The 16,358-nt window shown below is 61.9% G+C and carries 15 protein-coding genes; 9 read left to right on the top strand and 6 right to left on the bottom strand.

Features of this window, described 5'->3' with window-relative positions; all coding sequences use genetic code 11:
* Window positions 1-4: 4 nt before the first annotated feature.
* From C6W91_RS10975 to C6W91_RS10985, 3 genes are all read right to left on the bottom strand, one after another.
* The gene (locus C6W91_RS10975) at window positions 5-1,477 is read right to left on the bottom strand and encodes a carnitine 3-dehydrogenase (protein WP_274866650.1); all 1,473 of its coding nucleotides are present in this window, start codon (window positions 1,475-1,477) and stop codon (window positions 5-7) included.
* 89 nt (window positions 1,478-1,566) lie between these two features.
* On the bottom strand, window positions 1,567-1,941 hold the full coding sequence (locus tag C6W91_RS10980) for a hypothetical protein (RefSeq protein ID WP_274829558.1): 375 nt from the start codon (window positions 1,939-1,941) through the stop codon (window positions 1,567-1,569).
* Window positions 1,938-2,855: a 3-keto-5-aminohexanoate cleavage protein gene (locus tag C6W91_RS10985; RefSeq protein ID WP_274866651.1), complete on the bottom strand. Its 918-nt coding sequence runs from the start codon at window positions 2,853-2,855 to the stop codon at window positions 1,938-1,940. Before C6W91_RS10985 ends, C6W91_RS10980 begins: the two co-directional genes overlap by 4 nt.
* A 135-nt stretch (window positions 2,856-2,990) precedes the next feature.
* Between C6W91_RS10985 and C6W91_RS10990 the strand changes: the two genes are divergently transcribed.
* Entirely contained in the window at window positions 2,991-4,025 is a 1,035-nt protein-coding gene (locus C6W91_RS10990) for a GlxA family transcriptional regulator (protein WP_065271128.1), read from the top strand.
* 210 nt (window positions 4,026-4,235) lie between these two features.
* Here C6W91_RS10990 and C6W91_RS10995 read toward each other — a convergent pair whose 3' ends face one another.
* A complete protein-coding gene (locus tag C6W91_RS10995; protein ID WP_274866652.1) occupies window positions 4,236-5,279 on the bottom strand; it encodes an aldo/keto reductase in 1,044 nt (347 codons plus the stop codon).
* Window positions 5,280-5,482: 203 nt separating this feature from the next.
* On the opposite strand from C6W91_RS10995, the gene C6W91_RS11000 reads away from it, so the two are divergent.
* From C6W91_RS11000 to C6W91_RS11015, 4 genes are all read left to right on the top strand, one after another.
* Window positions 5,483-5,884 carry a rhodanese-like domain-containing protein gene (locus C6W91_RS11000; RefSeq protein ID WP_065271130.1) on the top strand — a complete coding sequence of 134 codons (402 nt, stop codon included), beginning with the start codon at window positions 5,483-5,485 and terminating at the stop codon, window positions 5,882-5,884.
* Window positions 5,885-6,066: 182 nt separating this feature from the next.
* Window positions 6,067-6,468: a rhodanese-like domain-containing protein gene (locus C6W91_RS11005; protein ID WP_065271131.1), complete on the top strand. Its 402-nt coding sequence runs from the start codon at window positions 6,067-6,069 to the stop codon at window positions 6,466-6,468.
* A gap of 166 nt (window positions 6,469-6,634) precedes the next feature.
* Complete coding sequence (locus C6W91_RS11010; protein WP_274866653.1) at window positions 6,635-7,375, top strand: ImuA family protein; 741 nt, start codon at window positions 6,635-6,637, stop codon at window positions 7,373-7,375.
* Between the two features lie 64 nt (window positions 7,376-7,439).
* Window positions 7,440-8,663, top strand: coding sequence for an MFS transporter (locus tag C6W91_RS11015; RefSeq protein ID WP_274866854.1), 1,224 nt, complete (start codon window positions 7,440-7,442; stop codon window positions 8,661-8,663).
* A 61-nt stretch (window positions 8,664-8,724) separates the two neighbouring features.
* On the opposite strand, the gene C6W91_RS11020 is transcribed toward C6W91_RS11015, so the two are convergent.
* Window positions 8,725-10,440, bottom strand: a complete 1,716-nt coding sequence (locus C6W91_RS11020) for a flotillin family protein (RefSeq protein ID WP_274866654.1) — start codon at window positions 10,438-10,440, stop codon at window positions 8,725-8,727.
* Window positions 10,441-10,486: 46 nt separating this feature from the next.
* Complete coding sequence (locus tag C6W91_RS11025) at window positions 10,487-11,245, bottom strand: OB-fold-containig protein (protein ID WP_274866655.1); 759 nt, start codon at window positions 11,243-11,245, stop codon at window positions 10,487-10,489.
* Between the two features lie 255 nt (window positions 11,246-11,500).
* Between C6W91_RS11025 and metG the strand changes: the two genes are divergently transcribed.
* From metG to C6W91_RS11045, 4 genes are all read left to right on the top strand, one after another.
* Entirely contained in the window at window positions 11,501-13,219 is a 1,719-nt protein-coding gene (metG, locus tag C6W91_RS11030) for a methionine--tRNA ligase (protein ID WP_274866656.1), read from the top strand.
* Window positions 13,220-13,741: 522 nt separating this feature from the next.
* Window positions 13,742-13,912, top strand: a complete 171-nt coding sequence (hemP, locus tag C6W91_RS11035) for a hemin uptake protein HemP (RefSeq protein ID WP_065271136.1) — start codon at window positions 13,742-13,744, stop codon at window positions 13,910-13,912.
* A 76-nt stretch (window positions 13,913-13,988) separates the two neighbouring features.
* Window positions 13,989-15,269, top strand: coding sequence for an imelysin family protein (locus C6W91_RS11040; protein WP_274829568.1), 1,281 nt, complete (start codon window positions 13,989-13,991; stop codon window positions 15,267-15,269).
* A gap of 78 nt (window positions 15,270-15,347) precedes the next feature.
* Window positions 15,348-16,358, top strand: a complete 1,011-nt coding sequence (locus C6W91_RS11045) for a porin (protein WP_274829569.1) — start codon at window positions 15,348-15,350, stop codon at window positions 16,356-16,358.

The following is a 16,358-nucleotide window of genomic DNA, read 5'->3' on the forward strand; positions in this document are numbered from 1 at the left end:
CGCCCTAGCGCGGCGCGCCGATGGCGCGGCCCAGCCCCTCAGGGGTCGGCAGCGCCGCATGCGCCTCAGCGAACTTCGCAAGGTTCGCTGCCAGATGCGGCGCGGGCGGCGCCGAGCGGCGGGTTTTCAGATCCACATGCAGCAGCATGTGTTCCCCGGTCGCCAGCAGACGTTCACCTTCGAACATTTCATGCCACAGGTGCATCTTCTTGCCTTCGGCCATGATCACCCGCGTCCTGACCTGAATGGGATGGCCTGCATGCACCTCGTCGATGTGGCGGATGTGGGTCTCGGCGGTAAAGAAACTGCCGCCCGAGGCGATATAGTCGGCATCGCAGCCGATGATTGCCATCATTCGGTCGGTGGACTGGGCAAAGGCGTCCAGATAGCGGCTTTCGGTCATGTGACCATTGTAGTCTGTCCAATCCAACGGAACGGTGCGGTTCAGGGTCAGAACCGGCTGCGACAGGTCGGCGACATCCTCCATGGTGCTGGCCAGCCCCATGGCGCCTTCGCGCGCCTTATCATGGGCGTTCTGAAGCGCACCCGCGCCCCAGTTGGTATTGCCCAGCGCCCGCATCATGCCGACAAGGTTGTCGTCGCGGATCCGCTCCAACTCACGGATCGAGTATTTGCCCGATTGCGCATCGGACTGACCGGCGATCAGGTCGACCAGCTCGTCGTTGTATTCCGGCACATCCATCAACTTGGTCCAGGGCCAGGTGAGGCAGGGGCCGAACTGCGCCAGGAAGTGCTTCATGCCCGCTTCGCCGCCCGCAACGCGATAGGTCTCGAAAAGGCCCATCTGCGCCCAGCGGATGCCAAAGCCATAGCGGATCGCATTGTCGATCTCTTCGGTGGTGGCGATGCCGTCCTTGACCAGCCATAGCGCTTCGCGCCAGACCGCCTCCAGGAAGCGGTCCGCCACATGGGCGTCGATTTCCTTTTTCAGGTGCAGCGGGTACATACCGATTTCGGCGATGATCGCCTTGGCTTTGTCGATGACCTCGGGCGTATTGGCCTCGGTGGTGACCACTTCGACCAGCGGCATCAGGTAGACCGGGTTAAAGGGATGCGCGACCACGATCTGCGCCGCATTGTCAAACCCCTCCTGCAATTGCGACGGCTTGTAGCCAGAGGTGGAGGAGCCGATCACCGCGCCCCGCGCCACATGCTGCTGAAGTTCGCCATAGACCTTCTGCTTCAGGTCCAGCCGCTCAGGCACGCTTTCCTGCACCCAGGAGGCGCCAGCAACCGCCTCGGCAATGGTGGGATGGAAAGACAGCGCGCCTTCGGCAGGCAGGGCCACATTGCCAAGCCCCGGCAAGGACCGACGGGCGTTATCCAGCACATCCGTGATCTTGCGCTCCGCCTCGGGATCGGGATCAAAGACCCGTACGTTCCACCCGTTCAATAGGAACCGCGCGGCCCAGCCGCCGCCGATCACGCCGCCGCCAATGATTGCTGCTGTTTTCATGTTCTCATTTCCATTTGCATTTGGCTGTGCCTCTGCGCGAGCAACGCCTGCGCTTTCACAGGGCGCGCCGTGCACGCCATCCCATCAGTTTAGTCTTGTGGAGCTGCGCAGCGCACCAGATCGGCCGCGAACCCGTTTTCATCAATGATCTGCAGCCGATCATCCGGCGTAACCAGGAATATCTGCGCATCGCTGTACGCGTATCCCGCATCAAGGCATTGCAGTTTCAGAGCCCAGCTGTTGCCCACGCCGGTCTCGCGGACCGCCGCGATGTCACAGCTCCATTCCAGGCCGAATAACCCTTCACGCCCATACCAGTCAGGCGTCTGCTCTCCGACATCCCCAGCCCGGGCGCACCAGGCCGCATTGGGGGACCAGTAGCCCTCCCAAAGCGGTGCCTCCTCTGCGGCGGCAGACAGCGCCGCGCCGCAAAAGACCATGGATGTCAGAGCCCGGCGGATCACTTCGCCACCGGCGCCCGTTTGGTCAGGCCGAGCTGCTTGCGGACCTCTTCGGGGCCGATCACCCGGGCGCCCATGTTCTCGATGATGGTGCCTGCGCGTTCCACCAGCTGCCAGTTCTCGGCCAACACGCCCTTCTCCAGCCAGAGGTTATCCTCAAGCCCCACGCGCACATTGCCGCCCGCCAGAACCGAGGCCGCGACATAGGCCATCTGATCACGCCCCAGCGAAAACGCCGACCAGTCCCAGTCGTCCGGCACGTTATTCACCATCGCCATGAAGGTGTTGAGGTCGTTCGGCGCGCCCCAGGGCACCCCCATGCACAGCTGCACAAGCGCCGGGCTGTCCAAAATGCCCTCTTTCACCAGTTCCTTGGCGAACCACAGATGGCCAGTGTCAAAGGCTTCGATCTCGGGCTTCACGCCCAGATCGGTCATCATCTGCCCCATGGCGCGCAGCATGCCGGGGGTGTTGGTCATCACGTAGTCGGCTTCAGCAAAGTTCATGGTGCCGCAATCGAGAGTGCAGATTTCCGGCAGGCATTCGGCCACATGCGCCATGCGTTCGCTGGCGCCGATCATGTCTGTGCCAGCGTCCTTGACCGGCAGCGGGTTTTCCACGTCGCCAAAGGTGATGTCGCCGCCCATGCCGGCGGTCAGGTTCAGCACCACATCGGTGTCGCTGTCGCGGATGCGGTCGGTAACTTCGCGATAAAGACCCAGATCGCGGCTCGGGGTGCCGGTTTCGGGATCGCGCACGTGGCAGTGAACCACCGCCGCGCCGGCCTTGGCCGCTGCGATGGCGCTGTCGGCGATCTGTTTGGGCGAGCGCGGCACGTGCGGGCTGCGGTCCTGGCTGCCGCCAGAGCCGGTCACGGCGCAGGTGATAAAGACGTCGCGGTTCATGGTCAGAGGCATGTTTTCGTTTTCCCCTCAATGTACAGGGTTTTGCCGTGGGTTATCCCCAGGCTCCTCCCCAGATTCCTGTTTGCGTTGACCTCTACTGTGCCTCAGCCTTCCGGGGAACAGTTTACGCAAAGCGAATCCGACTTGATGAAATCCGCGAAAAACATCCTGCAACCCGAGCATCGCCCGCTGAAATGCGCGGTTCTGGTGCTGGACGAATGCAACACACTGTCCTTTGCGGCGGCGGTCGACCCGATGCGCGCGGCCAACCGGCTGGCCGGTCGCTGTGCCTTTGACTGGGACTATATCAGCGCAACGGATGAGCCGCCGATGCTGACCAGCGGGCTGACGGTGCCGACCACGCCTCTGTCCCGGCTCGAAGGATGCGAGCTGATGATCGTGGTGGCCGGGTTTCAGCTGGCGCGCCACGCCACCCCCAGCCTGCTGGCCGGGCTGCGCCGCATTGCGGGCACCGGCGCCACCATTGCAGGCATCGACGGCGGTCCATGGCTGATGGCCGAAGCGGGCCTGCTGAACGATCACCCCGCGACCACCCATTGGGAGGATCTGGAGAATTTCTCGGCCCGTTTCCCGGATGTGGATTGCCGCAGCGACCGTTTTACCGTGTCCGACGGACGGATGACCTCGGGCGGCGCAACCCCTGCGATCGAGATGATGCTGCATATCATCAGCGCCCGTCATGGCGCCGGATTTGCCGCCCGCGTCGCTGGTCTGTTCCTTTATGACGGGGCTGCCAGCATGGCCCGCCCGCAAAGCCGCCTTGGCGGACACAAGCACAACGCGCTGACGGCCAAGGCGAATGCATTGATGGAAGCAGCGTTGGATGATCCAATGCCACTTGCGCGCATTGCAGAAAGCCTCGGCACCAGCCCGCGCAGCCTGCAGCAGCAATTCCGCCTGCGCCTTAATACCACGCCGCAGGACCATTACCTGCAACTGCGCCTGGCCGAGGCGCGGCGGCTGGTGACCGATACCGATCTTCCGCTAATGGATGTGGCCATGGCCACGGGCTTCACCTCGCAATCGAGCTTTGCCCGCGCCTTCCGGCTGGCGCATGGCAGCTCGGCCCGGGATCTGCGCCAGGAGCGGAACGAAACGCAATCCACGGCCTATTCCACCGCGGACCACGCCGCGCAGGATCACCGCCCCACCACCCACTGAGGGTGCGGCAAACGGGCCGACCTAGTCACACAACCGGGCTGAAGGATCGCGGGGCGCTCCCGCGCGTCACCGGCACATGAAACATGTACCGTTCCCCTTGGGCCAGGCTCGGCGCGGAAGCGCCGAGCCTGGCCCAAGGCCGCCAAGGGGTATCGGCATCAGCCGATGCACCTGCGGGCGCGGGAGCACTCTGTTTCGTGTAGTGAACGATCAGTAAGGCATCGGGTGGGCGCGGTGGGCCGCGTCGATCTCCTCCAGCACCTGCGCATCCAGCGTCACATCGACTGATTGCAGGGCATGCTCCAGCTGCGCAACGGTGGTCGCCCCGAAAATGGCCGAGGCCATGAAGGGCCGCGTGCGGCACCAGGCCAGCGCCATATGCACCGGATCCAGCCCGTGGCGCTTTGCGATCTCCAGATAGGCATCAACGGCGGCGTAGACCCGCGGCGAGTGGCGCCCGCCCAGCTCTGGGTTCAGCGTCTTGCGTGATCCTTCTGGCACCACACCGCCCTGGTATTTCCCGGTCAGAAGTCCGGTTCCCAGCGGCGAAAACGCCATCAGCCCCACGTCTTCGTTGACGCTGAGTTCGGCCAGATCCGTATCATACATCCTGCACAGGAGCGAATATTCGTTCTGGATCGAAGCCACCCGCGGATAGCCCTTTTCCTCGGACAGGCGCAGCCATTGGGCTGTGCCCCAGGCGCTTTCGTTGGAAAGACCAAAGGCGCGAATATTGCCCTTGTCCACCTGCGCCTGCAGCGCCTCCAGGCAATCCAGCATATTGGCGAGGGTTTCCTCCCGGTTCTGGCCCGAGGGATCATAGCTCCAGTTCTTGCGGAACATATAGCTGCCCCGGTTGGGCCAGTGGAATTGGTAGAGATCAATGTAATCGGTCTTCAGCCGCTTCAGCGAGCCTTCGATGGTCGGCGCGATGGTCTTTGACGAGATCGCCTCTCCGTCGCGCACCACGGCGAGCCCCTCGCCCGAGTGTTTGGTTGCCAGGATGTAATCACTGCGGCGTCCGGTCTTTTCATTCCAGTTGCCGATGATCGCTTCACTGTGGCCGACGGTTTCCTTGCTGACCGGGTTCACCGGGTACATTTCGGCGGTGTCGACAAAGTTCACGCCCGCCGCCAGCGCCATGTCGATCTGAGTATGTGCGTCAGCCTCGCTGGTCTGGGTGCCAAAGGTCATGGTGCCAAGGCACAGCTCGGATACCGTCATTCCGGTGCGGCCCAGAGGGTTCATTTTCATATCGCGCGATCCCTGTCTCAAACGTTTCAAAAGACACTACTCCTGACCCAAAGGAGTGCAACCCTATGCCGTTGGTCGCTTTACCTGCTGCCTCCAAAAAAGGCACACTCTTAACGCGAACAGGTACCGCCCGACCCGAACGAAAATCACGTAAGGACCCGGAACAAGACCCTGAAACATAACCCGAATTGAAGGAGCACCCCATGACATTTCCACTGAAGAAAAGTTACAAGGAACTCATCGCCGAAGCGGACAGCGTGGTGAAACACGTGACGCTCGATGAAGCCCAGGCGCTCCTAAGCCAGGCACGCTCCCAATTCGTGGATCTACGCGACATTCGCGAACTTTACCGCACCGGCGTGATCCCCGGCGCGTTTTCCTGCCCGCGTGGCATGCTGGAATTCTGGATCGACAAGGAAAGCCCCTACCACAAGGAGGTCTTTGACGAAGAAAAGCTGTTTGTCTTTTACTGCGACAATGGCTGGCGATCGGCTTTGGCTGCCAAGGCTGCGTTGGAAATGGGCCTTCCCGAGGTCCGACATCTGGAGGGCGGCCTGGACGCTTGGATGGAAAGCGGCGGCGCCTTGTGTCCGGTTAAATGGTAACGCTGGCCTACCCGCACTGAGTGAAGAGAGGGCCTGCGCCCTTCTCTGGACGCCCCGGCACCTCCGAATGCCGGGGCGCGTCATGTCTCCCTGCGCTTTCCTGCTGCCTGTCGCATCCGAGGGTCTTGCCGAGGGTGTGAAAATAGAACAGCCTGCGGCGGATCTAATCAGGGAGAGTCTCCATGCCACAGAACATCACCAAAGGCATCAAGGCCTTGCTTGCCGAAGCCAACGCCATGGTTGACACCATGTCCGTGGAGGACGCCAAAGAGAAAGCCCAGGACGAGTCTTACGTCTTTGTCGATCTGCGCGATATTCGCGAGCTGCAGCGCTCGGGCATGATCCCCGGCGCGTTTTCCTGCCCGCGCGGCATGCTTGAATTCTGGATCGACCCTGACAGCCCCTATCACAAGCCCATCTTCAACCAGGACAAAACCTATGTGTTTTACTGCGCCAGTGCCTGGCGTTCGGCGCTGAGCGCACGCGCGGCGATGGAGATGGGCCTGTCCCCGGTCATGCATCTGGAAGGCGGATTTACCAAATGGGCCGAAGAGGGCGGCGCCGTCGTCCCCCGCGAGAGCTGACCCACCGCCGGATATCACACGCCCTGAGCGGCAAAAGGCAAGCGACACGGCCCTCCCGTGCCGCTTTCCTTTTGCCCCATTCCCCCTCCTTCATGCCTTGCCCTTTCTGCTGCACTCCCGCCAAACAATATTGAGAACAAAAAGCGAACACTGTAATCTGACAACCATGTCGATTCACCCCATCCCTCCACAGCTGCCTACCGGACTAGCCTCTGGTTCCACCTCTGGCCAACGACAGCGAAAGGCCAGCGTCATCCTGCTCGGGGATATCGCCCTGCAGCGCGGTCGAGCGCATGAAGCCTGTGGCAGCGCCCGGTACAGTTTCGCGCTTTGGCTGGCCGGGGCGATGGCCGGGCCAGTGCTGTGGATCTCTCCGCCCCGGGACGCCGCAGAACTGAACCCCGACGGCATGGTGGATTTTGCGGATCCGTCCCGGTTTCTCTGGGTGACAGCCCCCCGATCCGAAGATGTTCTCTGGACCATGGAGGAAGCCCTGCGTAGCGGCGCCACCCCGCTTGTCATCGCGGACCTGCCCGCCCCCCCGGCCATCACCCCGGTCCGGCGCCTGCATATGGCAGCTGCGGCGGGCGGGCCTCTGGCGATGGACGGAAACGCGCCGCTGGCGCTGCTGCTGACGCCCGGCGCGGGTGGCGCCCAGGGCATCGAAAGCCGCTGGACCATGCGCCCCGCGCATCAGTACCGCAATCGTATCTGGCAGTTGGACCGGCTGCGCGCCCGCGCCCTGCCCCCGCGCAGCTGGCAGCTGACACAACGGGCTCCGGGCGGCCCTTTGACGGAAACTGTTGCCCCTGACACGCCCGCTCCCTCCCCCGGACAGGACCAAGGCCAGAGCCGAGGCACGCCCCCAATGGAAGAAGCCGGGAAGCAAATCAAAAAAGTTAGCTGAATACGACATGATCTGACGAAAAGGGCTAGCAATCCCCATGCGCATTGGCACAGTCGGCAACACCATGCGCCTGATCCTTTCCTTTGCCGCCCTATTCCTTTCTGTCATTCTGTTGCAGCTCTCTGCTGGCGGCGTCGGACCGCTGGATGCGATCTCGGGCCTGACGCTCGGCTTTGACAAGCAGGAAATCGGTCTACTGGGGTCAGCGCATTTTCTGGGCTTTTTCATCGGCTGCTGGTGGGCGCCGCGGCTGATGGGCACGGTGGGCCATTCCCGCGCATTTGCCGTCTGCACCGCCCTCGGGGCGATGGGCCTTATCGGACACACCCTCACCGAAGCGCCGCTGGCCTGGGCCGCGATGCGCATCGCATCCGGGCTGTCGGTGGCTGGTTGTTACACGGTGATCGAAGCCTGGATGAACGCCAAGGTCACCAACGAAAGCCGTGGCCGGGCCATGGGCACCTACCGGCTGGCCGACCTGATCGCCTCCCTTGCGGCGCAGATGATGATCGCGGTACTGCCACCGGCCTCTTACGTCTCCTACAACCTTCTGGCCCTGCTCTGCTGCGCCGCGCTCTTGCCGCTGACCCTGACCCGCAACAGCCAGCCCGCAACCCCAGCCGCGCCGCGCCTGCGGCCCGGGCTGGCCTGGCGCTGTTCGCCACTGGCCGTTGTCGGCGTCATCGTCGCCGCGATCGGCGCTGCCTCGTTCCGGATGGTGGGGCCGATCTACGGCACCGAAGTTGGGTTGGAGCTGAACCAGATCGCCTTTTTCCTTGCAGCCTTCGTGCTGGGCGGCGCGCTCGCGCAATACCCGGTGGGCTGGCTTGCGGACAAATATGACCGCCGCTGGGTGCTGATCTGGCTGTCGGCAGCCGCCATTATGTCTTGCGGCCTGACGATCCTCATATCGGGTCAAAGCACCGAGGCCACCATGATGATGGCAGGGTTGTTTGGCTTCACCGCCTTCCCGGTCTTCTCGGTCTCATCGGCACATGCCAACGACTTTGCCACATCAGACGAGCGGGTCGAACTCTCTGCCGCACTGATGTTCTTTTACGCGCTCGGCGCCATCGCTGCGCCTTATGTATCCTCCGCACTGATCAGCGGCTACGGCCCCAAGGCGCTGTTTGCCTTTATCGCGGTTGGCCATTTCGGGCTGATCCTGTTCGGCCTGTCGCGCATGCGCTCGCGCCCGACCCCGGACGAACGCACCAACTACGTCTACGCCCCGCGCACCTCCTTTACCATCGGACGGTTGATGAAAGGCTCGCGCGAGAAACGCTAGATCCCACGAAAAAGGGCCGGAGAAATCCGGCCCTTTCATACAATGTGTGCAACCAGGCGATCTAGGCCAGCGGCGTCTCCACCTCATCAGCCGCTTCTTCTGCCGCCGATGCCTCGGCCTCCACCGTCTCTTTGGCAGGTTCAGATGACACCCCCAAAGCGCCGCTGGTGATACCGGCCACCCCATCCTCCATGGACAGGCCCAGTTCTTCGCCCAGCTTCTTCAGGGCAGGCATCTGAACCGCCATGCCCATGATGGAATCGAGCGCCTGATTGACGACGGGCTTGTCGCCGCCACCCGCCTGTGCGGCCACGGAGCCTGCACCGCCTGCGCCAACACCCATGCCCCCGACCTGATGGATCTTGATCGAGTCGATCTTTTCAGCAGGTTTGACCATTTCCGCCACGATGGAGGGCATCGCTTCGATCCGGGCGAGATCGACCTTGAAGCGGATCTGAGCCTCAGACAGGACATTGTCTGCCTCAACGATGGCGCGCTTACCTTCCGCCTCGGCCAGCATGTCGTTCTTCTTGGCCTCCGCGCGGATGTTGAGTGCATCGGCTTCGGCCTGCGCCTCTTCACGGCGCGCTTCGGCGCGGTCGGCGGCGGCTTCCTTCTCCGCCTGAGCCGCCAGACGAATGCCGGTTGCCTGACGTTCCGCCTCGCGCGTAGCTTCGATCAGAACGATCTGCTTCTGACGCTCAGCCTCTGCCACCTGGCGGGCGGTTGCCACCGCTTCGGTTGCCTTGGTGGCTTCGGCACGGGCCAGATCCGCCGAGGCACGAGCGCGGCTTTCCTCTTCGGATTTCTGCGCGATGATGATCTGGCGCTCCTGTTCAGCGACCTCCAACTCCCGCTCCTTGGAGATTTCGGCCTCACGGATCTTACGCTCGCGCTCAATGTCGGCGGCGCGAATGGCCTCTTCCCGTGCAATCCGGGCGCGTTCGGTTTCACGCACACTGTCCTCAGTCCGGGCGGCAATCTCGGCCTCTTGCGCCACACGCAGGGTTTCCACCTTTTGCTTTTGCTCGATCCGGGCCTGTTCTTCGTCCTGTTCGATCAACAGCTTCTGACGCTCGGCCTCCATCGCGGCGCGGCGCACGGCGACATCCGCCTCTGCATCAATCTGGGCGCGTTCCTTTTTCGAGACCGCGATCACCTCGGCCAGCCTGCGCATACCCACCGCGTTAAAGGCGTTGTTTTCATCCAGCGCCTCGAACGGGGTTTGGTCGAGCGCGGTCAAGGAAACGGATTCCAGCGACAGACCGTTCTTGAGCAGATCCTCAGAAACCGCATTCTGCACTTCCTGAACGAAGTCAGCGCGGTTCTCATGCAGGCCATCCATGGTCATCTGCGCAGCCACGGCGCGCAAACCATCGATCAGCTTACCCTCGATCATTTCTCGCAGCTGCTCCACATCGAAGGTCCGGCTGCCAAGGGTCTGAGCCGCACGGGCGATCCCTTCTGTTGTGGCCATGACCGAGACGTAGAATTCCACCCCCACATCGACGCGCATCCGGTCCTGGGTGATCAATGCCGCCTCGCCGTCGCGCTTCACCTCAAGGCGCAGGGTCTTCATGTTGACCGGGCTGACCTCATGCAACAGGGGCACAACGATCGTGCCACCATCCATGATCACCTTTTTGCCGCCAGCCCCTGTTTTCACAAGACTGATCTCGCGGGTAGAGCGCCGGTAGAGGCGACCAATAACAAGCCCGAACAGGGCAAGAAAAATAATTACGGTAACAACAACAATCAACAGAAACTCAAACTCCATTGAGAAACCTCCCTGTGGGACAAAAGTTAGAATTTTATCGTCAAGCTTATTCGGAGACGGCAACAAGCACGTAACTCCCCCTGCGCCGATCCCGGATCACCAGAACCTCGGTGCCCTGAGCGATGGTATCGCCATCTTTCAAAGGTTCGGCGCGCAAGTAGTGGGCATTGCCATAGCCATCCATGACTCGCACCTCAGCCGGGCGCCCCCTGGCGGCGGTGCCTTGGGTGACAATACCGCGGCGGCGGCCCAGATTGCGCTCGGACAGTGCCTCGGTTTCGGTCTGCGGCAAGACGCGGGCAAAGGCAGCCCCAAAAACCCGTGCGAACCAAAAGGCAAAGGCGCCTGCTGGAATGGCTGCGCCCCAAGCCGGGGCAAGCAGCCCAAAGAGCGAGGACAGCGCCACCTGCAAGCCCATACCCGAAAGGCCAAAGCCGAGCAAAATAGCCCCAAGCCAGATCACCGTCGGCATGCGGCCCAGACCCAGCCAGGATGCCAGGCCTGTCGGGGTCGAAACACCTGCATCTGCAGGTGCATCAGGTGCCAGTTCCAGATCCAGTTCTGCATCTGGCAGGTCCAGATCCGCAACATCAATGCCCTCAACCCCGCCCAGTTCCGCACCATCCAGATCAAGATCGAAGTCGCCGCCATCGCCCGCATCGATATCCAGATCTGCATCACTGTCAGCGCCGATCAGGCTCCCGCCCAAGAGCAAGGCCACCAATTCCAGCACCATCAGGCCGGTCAGCAGAGCAAGCGCCAATGTGAACGGGGCAAAGGCTCCGTCGAGCAGAAATTGCAGCATGTAGAAACGGACCTCACAAATCAGGATCACAAAGTATGCAGTAGTATACAATTAATATGGGAAGGGTTATTGACCGTTTCAATCCCGCACCCTGTACAACCTGAGGGTACGATGGCCGGGGACCGTTTGATACTCAAGAAAAACCTTGAACATGTTTCGACTTCTGTTGGATTTCGCGCGAATGGCACAGGCGGGGTTTCCGCCGCCCCCGCCATGCGATAGAGGGTCAGGCAAAGCGACATGTGGATGGATGGTATGGAACGCATTCTGATTACCTCGGCGATCCCTTACATCAATGGGATCAAACATCTGGGCAACCTCGTGGGCAGCCAGCTGCCTGCCGATCTTTACGCGCGTTATCAGCGTGGCCGCGGCAACGAGGTAATGTTCCTCTGCGCCACCGACGAGCATGGCACCCCGGCTGAGCTGGCCGCTGCCAAGGCAGGCAAGCCGGTCGCGGAATACTGCGCCGAGATGCACGATGTGCAGGCCGAGATTGCCAAAGGGTTCTGCCTCAGCTTCGATCACTTCGGGCGCTCCTCCAGCCCGCAGAACCACGCGCTGACCCAGCATTTCGCGGGCAAGCTGGCCGAGGCCGGGCTGATCCGTGAAGTGGTGGAGAAACAGGTCTATTCCAACGCCGATGGCCGTTTCCTGCCGGACCGCTATATCGAGGGCACCTGCCCCAACTGCGGGTTCGAGAAGGCGCGTGGCGACCAGTGCGAGGAATGCACCAAGCAGCTTGACCCCACTGATCTGATCAATCCGCGCTCGGCTATCTCCGGCTCGACCGATCTGGAAGTGCGCGAGACCAAGCACCTATACCTGTGCCAGTCCGCCATGAAGGACCAGCTGGACGCCTGGATCGACAGCAAGAACGACTGGCCCGTCCTGACGACCTCCATCGCAAAGAAATGGCTGCACGATGGTGACGGGCTGCAGGACCGTGGCATCACCCGTGATCTCGACTGGGGCATTCCGGTCAAGAAGGGCGAGGAAGACTGGCCCGGCATGGAAGGCAAGGTCTTCTACGTCTGGTTCGATGCGCCCATCGAATACATCGCCTGCGCCAAGGAATGGGCCGATGCCCATGGCAAAACGGATGCCGACTGGGAACGCTGGTGGCGCACCGACAAAGGCGCCGAAGATGTGAAATACGTCCAGTTCATGGGCAAGGATAACGTCCCCTTCCACACCCTGTCCTTCCCGGCGACCATTCTGGGGTCGGGTGAGCCTTGGAAGCTGGTCGATCACCTGAAGTCGTTCAACTACCTCAACTATGACGGCGGTCAGTTCTCTACCAGCCAGGGGCGCGGCGTCTTCATGGATCAGGCGCTTGAAATCCTGCCCGCCGACTATTGGCGCTGGTGGCTGCTGAGCCACGCACCGGAAAGCAGCGATTCCGAATTCACCTGGGAGAACTTCCAGCAATCGGTGAACAAGGATCTGGCGGATGTCCTGGGCAACTTCGTCTCCCGTATCACCAAATTCTGCCGTTCCAAGTTCGGCGAAGAGGTTCCGGCGGGCGGCGAATACGGTGAACAGGAAACGGCGCTGATCGAAGAGCTGACCACCCGCCTGCGCGCCTATGAGCAGCAGATGGGCGCGATGGAGGTGCGCAAATCGGCGCAGGAGCTGCGCGCGATCTGGGTTGCGGGCAACGAATACCTGCAATCGGCTGCGCCCTGGTCGGTGTTCAAGGAAGACCCCGAGCGCGCCGCTGCGCAGGTGCGTCTCGGCCTCAACCTGATCCGCTTCTATGCCGTGCTCAGCGCACCCTTCATCCCGCAGGCCAGCGCCAAGCTGATGGAAGCATTGAATAGCTCGGACATGGGCTGGCCTACCGATGTTGCTGCGGCCCTTTCGGCCCTGCCCGCCGGGCATGGCTTCACCGTGCCGGAGGTTCTGTTCGCGAAGATCGCAGACGAGCAGCGCGAAGACTGGCAGGAACGGTTCTCGGGCACCCGCGACTAAGCAACGCCCAATTTATCAAATTTCAAAGGCCGCCAAATTGGCGGCCTTTTTTATTGTGTCTGCTGCCACCTGAGCGACTCGGCCTAAGTTCAGCAAACATCAGACCTCGCGGCGCCAGGTTGCAGCCGGGCGGCAGACACGTGACGGCAACAGACCGCACGAAAACTGCGCCTCTTCCTGGGTTTTGGAAACAATCCACACCAAGGCGAGCCGCTCGGCACAAATTTCCGAGTAAAAAAGTCGGATTGACAAAGGTGAGTAAATAAATCAGGTATAACGCAATCCAGCCAACCTGATCTGTCAGGCCAGCCCGAACGAACCGAGACAACCACATTGCGTCATCATGTCGAACATCGCTCCTGGCCCCGCGCCCACCGCATCCGAACCTGACGATCAGGACAGCCTGTCCCAGATCTGGCTCGAAGTATTTGCGCGCTCCGGCAGCCTTTCGGGGTTCTGCCTGGAATGGCTGCTGGACCGGGCCGAATTTGACAGGGCGGATTTCAGAAATGGGCACTCATCATGAACCAGATTACATCTGAACCCGTGGCCACCACCGCCACGACGGAAGCATTCCCCACATATCACGCCGAAGACCTGACGCGCGGCGGAATTCAGGCACGCATTCTGCTGAACGGCCAGATCTACAGCCTGCGCATCACCCGCGCCGGGAAGCTGATCCTCACAAAATAACCTCCTAGGCTCGCCACAGCCTACGCACGACCTGCGCCCCTCCATCTTCCGATCCAACCAAGCAAGGATACCCCCGATGAAATCGCTGTTTCTCACCGGAACCGCTCTCACAGCCCTCGCCATGGGCGGCTCTGCCGCAATGGCCGCACCAGCGGCCCCCGAAAAAGGCGCCGTTCTGACCACCTATGCCAATATTGCCCAGGCGACCTATCAGGACAGCCTGACCACCGCCCAGCGGCTGAAGGCGGCTGTTGATGCGCTGGTGGCAGAGCCCTCGGCCGAAGCTCTACAAGCCGCCCGCACCGCCTGGCTGGCCGCACGCGTGCCTTACCAGCAATCCGAAGCCTTCCGGTTCGGCAATGCCATCGTCGACGACTGGGAAGGCAAGGTGAACGCCTGGCCGCTAGATGAAGGGCTGATCGACTACGTGGATGCCTCCTATGGTGGCCCGTCAGATGAGAACGCACTGGCCGCGCTGAACGTGATCGCGAATCCCGCATTTGAGCTGTCAGGCCAGACCATCGACACCAGCGACATCACCCCGGCACTGCTGGAAGACACCCTGCACGAGGCAGACGGCGTCGAAGCCAACGTGGCAACCGGCTATCACGCCATCGAATTCCTGCTTTGGGGGCAGGATCTGAATGGCACCGATCATGGCGCGGGCAACCGCCCATGGACCGATTACGCCAAGGGTGAGGCCTGCACCGGCGGCAACTGTGACCGGCGCGGCGCCTACCTGCAGGCCGCAACCGAACTGTTGGTCTCCGATCTGGACTGGATGGCCGCACAATGGGCCGAGGGTGGCGCCGCCCGCGCCGAATTGATGGCCGATGAAGGTGCTGGCATCGTTGCAATGCTGACCGGCATGGGATCGCTCTCCTACGGTGAACAGGCCGGTGAGCGGATGCGCCTTGGCCTGATGCTGAACGACCCCGAGGAAGAGCACGACTGCTTTTCCGACAACACCCACAACAGCCACTATTACGATGGGCTTGGCATTCAGAACGTCTATCTGGGCGAATACGTGCGGGTGAACGGTGAGCTCGTCTCCGGCGCCTCGCTGTCTGATCTTGTTGCCTCAGCCGATGCCGATCTGGACGCGGAACTGCGCGGCAAGCTGGCCGACACCATGCAGGCGCTTGGCCGGATCAAGACCGCAGCCGAGGCCGGTTTCTCCTATGACCAGATGCTGGAACAGGGCAATGCCGCAGGCGAAGCGCTGGTGATGGGCGGTGTGAACGGTCTGATCGACCAGACCCGTTCGATCGAACGCGCGGTTGCGACGTTGCAACTGACCGACGTCGAATTCGAAGGCTCCGACTCGCTCGACAACCCGGGCGCCGTCTTCCAATAACTCAAAAAATCACCGGGCGGCCCAGCCGCCAACCGCAGCCAGATACGCCGCCCGGAATCCAAATATCAGGACAGTACTATGAACAAGACTCTGGCTGCGGCGCTGGCTTTCGGCGCCCCTTTCGTGTTTTCCGCAACGGCGGCACAGGCCGAATTCACCTGGGAAGGTGAAATCGAAATCGGCAACGAGCAGATCATCTCTTCGGACGTGGCCGCGAACGAAATCCGCGACACCTACGCAACCATCACCGCCACCGGCACCTATACCTTCGGCAATGGCGTTTCGCTGTTCTCGACCCTCACCGCCGAAAGTGTGACTGACGCCACTGCCGACCGCAGCTTTGACGACATCGGCCTCTACGTCGAAGAGATCGGCCTCAGCTTTGGCATCGGCGAAGCAACCACCGTCTCCATTGGTAAACTCCACCCCGTGTTCGGCACCGCATGGGACGATGCAGCGGGTTTCTTTGGCGGCACCCTGGCCGAAGATTATGAACTCGCCGAACAGATCGGTGTCCTGGCTGATGTAGAGCTCAACGGCGCGGGCACCCTGTCCTTTGGCGTCTTCTATGCGGATGACACCGGTCTCAGCCGTTCGGCCTGGTTCGACCGGGGCCGTAATACCGCCGCTGCGGGCGGCGCAGGCAACACCGGCGAGCTGGACAACTTTGCCATCCAATGGGCGCATAGCGTCGGCGCAACCCGGTTCCATATTGGCGCCCGCCATCTGAGCGCAAGCGCTGGCGATGTGGATGACGAACAAGGCTTCGTCGTCGGCATCGGCCATTCCTTTGCAGACGGGTTTGATGTCTTCGCAGAGGTTGCCTCCTTCTCCAACTTTGGCGGCGGCGCGGATGACGCCACCTATGCCACGCTGAACGCGGCCTATGGCATTGGCCAATGGACCCTGTCCGGCACCCTGGCCCACCGTGATCTGGACAGCGCAGGCGACACCGATCTGATCTCGGTTGGCGCGGATTACGAATTCCAGAACGGCATGACCCTGTCCGGAGCGCTGGCCCAGGTCGAAGACACCGGCGTTGCCGACACGACGCTGGGTGTGAGCCTGATCATTCCGCTTGGCGGCTGA

The organism is Phaeobacter sp. SYSU ZJ3003 (assembly GCF_041300735.1).
In the GTDB taxonomy this organism is placed as follows: Bacteria; Pseudomonadota; Alphaproteobacteria; order Rhodobacterales; family Rhodobacteraceae; genus Phycobacter; species Phycobacter gallaeciensis_A.

What these genes read in the sequence shown, in the direction of transcription:
- C6W91_RS10975 (WP_274866650.1), bottom strand. Translation starts at nt 1,477, where the DNA reads ATGAAAACAGCAGCAATCATTGGCGGCGGCGTGATCGGCGGCGGCTGG.
- C6W91_RS10985 (WP_274866651.1), bottom strand. Translation starts at nt 2,855, where the DNA reads ATGCCTCTGACCATGAACCGCGACGTCTTTATCACCTGCGCCGTGACC.
- C6W91_RS10990 (WP_065271128.1), top strand. Translation starts at nt 2,991, where the DNA reads ATGAAATCCGCGAAAAACATCCTGCAACCCGAGCATCGCCCGCTGAAA.
- C6W91_RS10995 (WP_274866652.1), bottom strand. Translation starts at nt 5,279, where the DNA reads ATGAAAATGAACCCTCTGGGCCGCACCGGAATGACGGTATCCGAGCTG.
- C6W91_RS11000 (WP_065271130.1), top strand. Translation starts at nt 5,483, where the DNA reads ATGACATTTCCACTGAAGAAAAGTTACAAGGAACTCATCGCCGAAGCG.
- C6W91_RS11005 (WP_065271131.1), top strand. Translation starts at nt 6,067, where the DNA reads ATGCCACAGAACATCACCAAAGGCATCAAGGCCTTGCTTGCCGAAGCC.
- C6W91_RS11010 (WP_274866653.1), top strand. Translation starts at nt 6,635, where the DNA reads ATGTCGATTCACCCCATCCCTCCACAGCTGCCTACCGGACTAGCCTCT.
- C6W91_RS11015 (WP_274866854.1), top strand. Translation starts at nt 7,440, where the DNA reads ATGCGCCTGATCCTTTCCTTTGCCGCCCTATTCCTTTCTGTCATTCTG.
- C6W91_RS11020 (WP_274866654.1), bottom strand. Translation starts at nt 10,440, where the DNA reads ATGGAGTTTGAGTTTCTGTTGATTGTTGTTGTTACCGTAATTATTTTT.
- C6W91_RS11025 (WP_274866655.1), bottom strand. Translation starts at nt 11,245, where the DNA reads ATGCTGCAATTTCTGCTCGACGGAGCCTTTGCCCCGTTCACATTGGCG.
- metG (WP_274866656.1), top strand. Translation starts at nt 11,501, where the DNA reads ATGGAACGCATTCTGATTACCTCGGCGATCCCTTACATCAATGGGATC.
- hemP (WP_065271136.1), top strand. Translation starts at nt 13,742, where the DNA reads ATGAACCAGATTACATCTGAACCCGTGGCCACCACCGCCACGACGGAA.
- C6W91_RS11040 (WP_274829568.1), top strand. Translation starts at nt 13,989, where the DNA reads ATGAAATCGCTGTTTCTCACCGGAACCGCTCTCACAGCCCTCGCCATG.
- C6W91_RS11045 (WP_274829569.1), top strand. Translation starts at nt 15,348, where the DNA reads ATGAACAAGACTCTGGCTGCGGCGCTGGCTTTCGGCGCCCCTTTCGTG.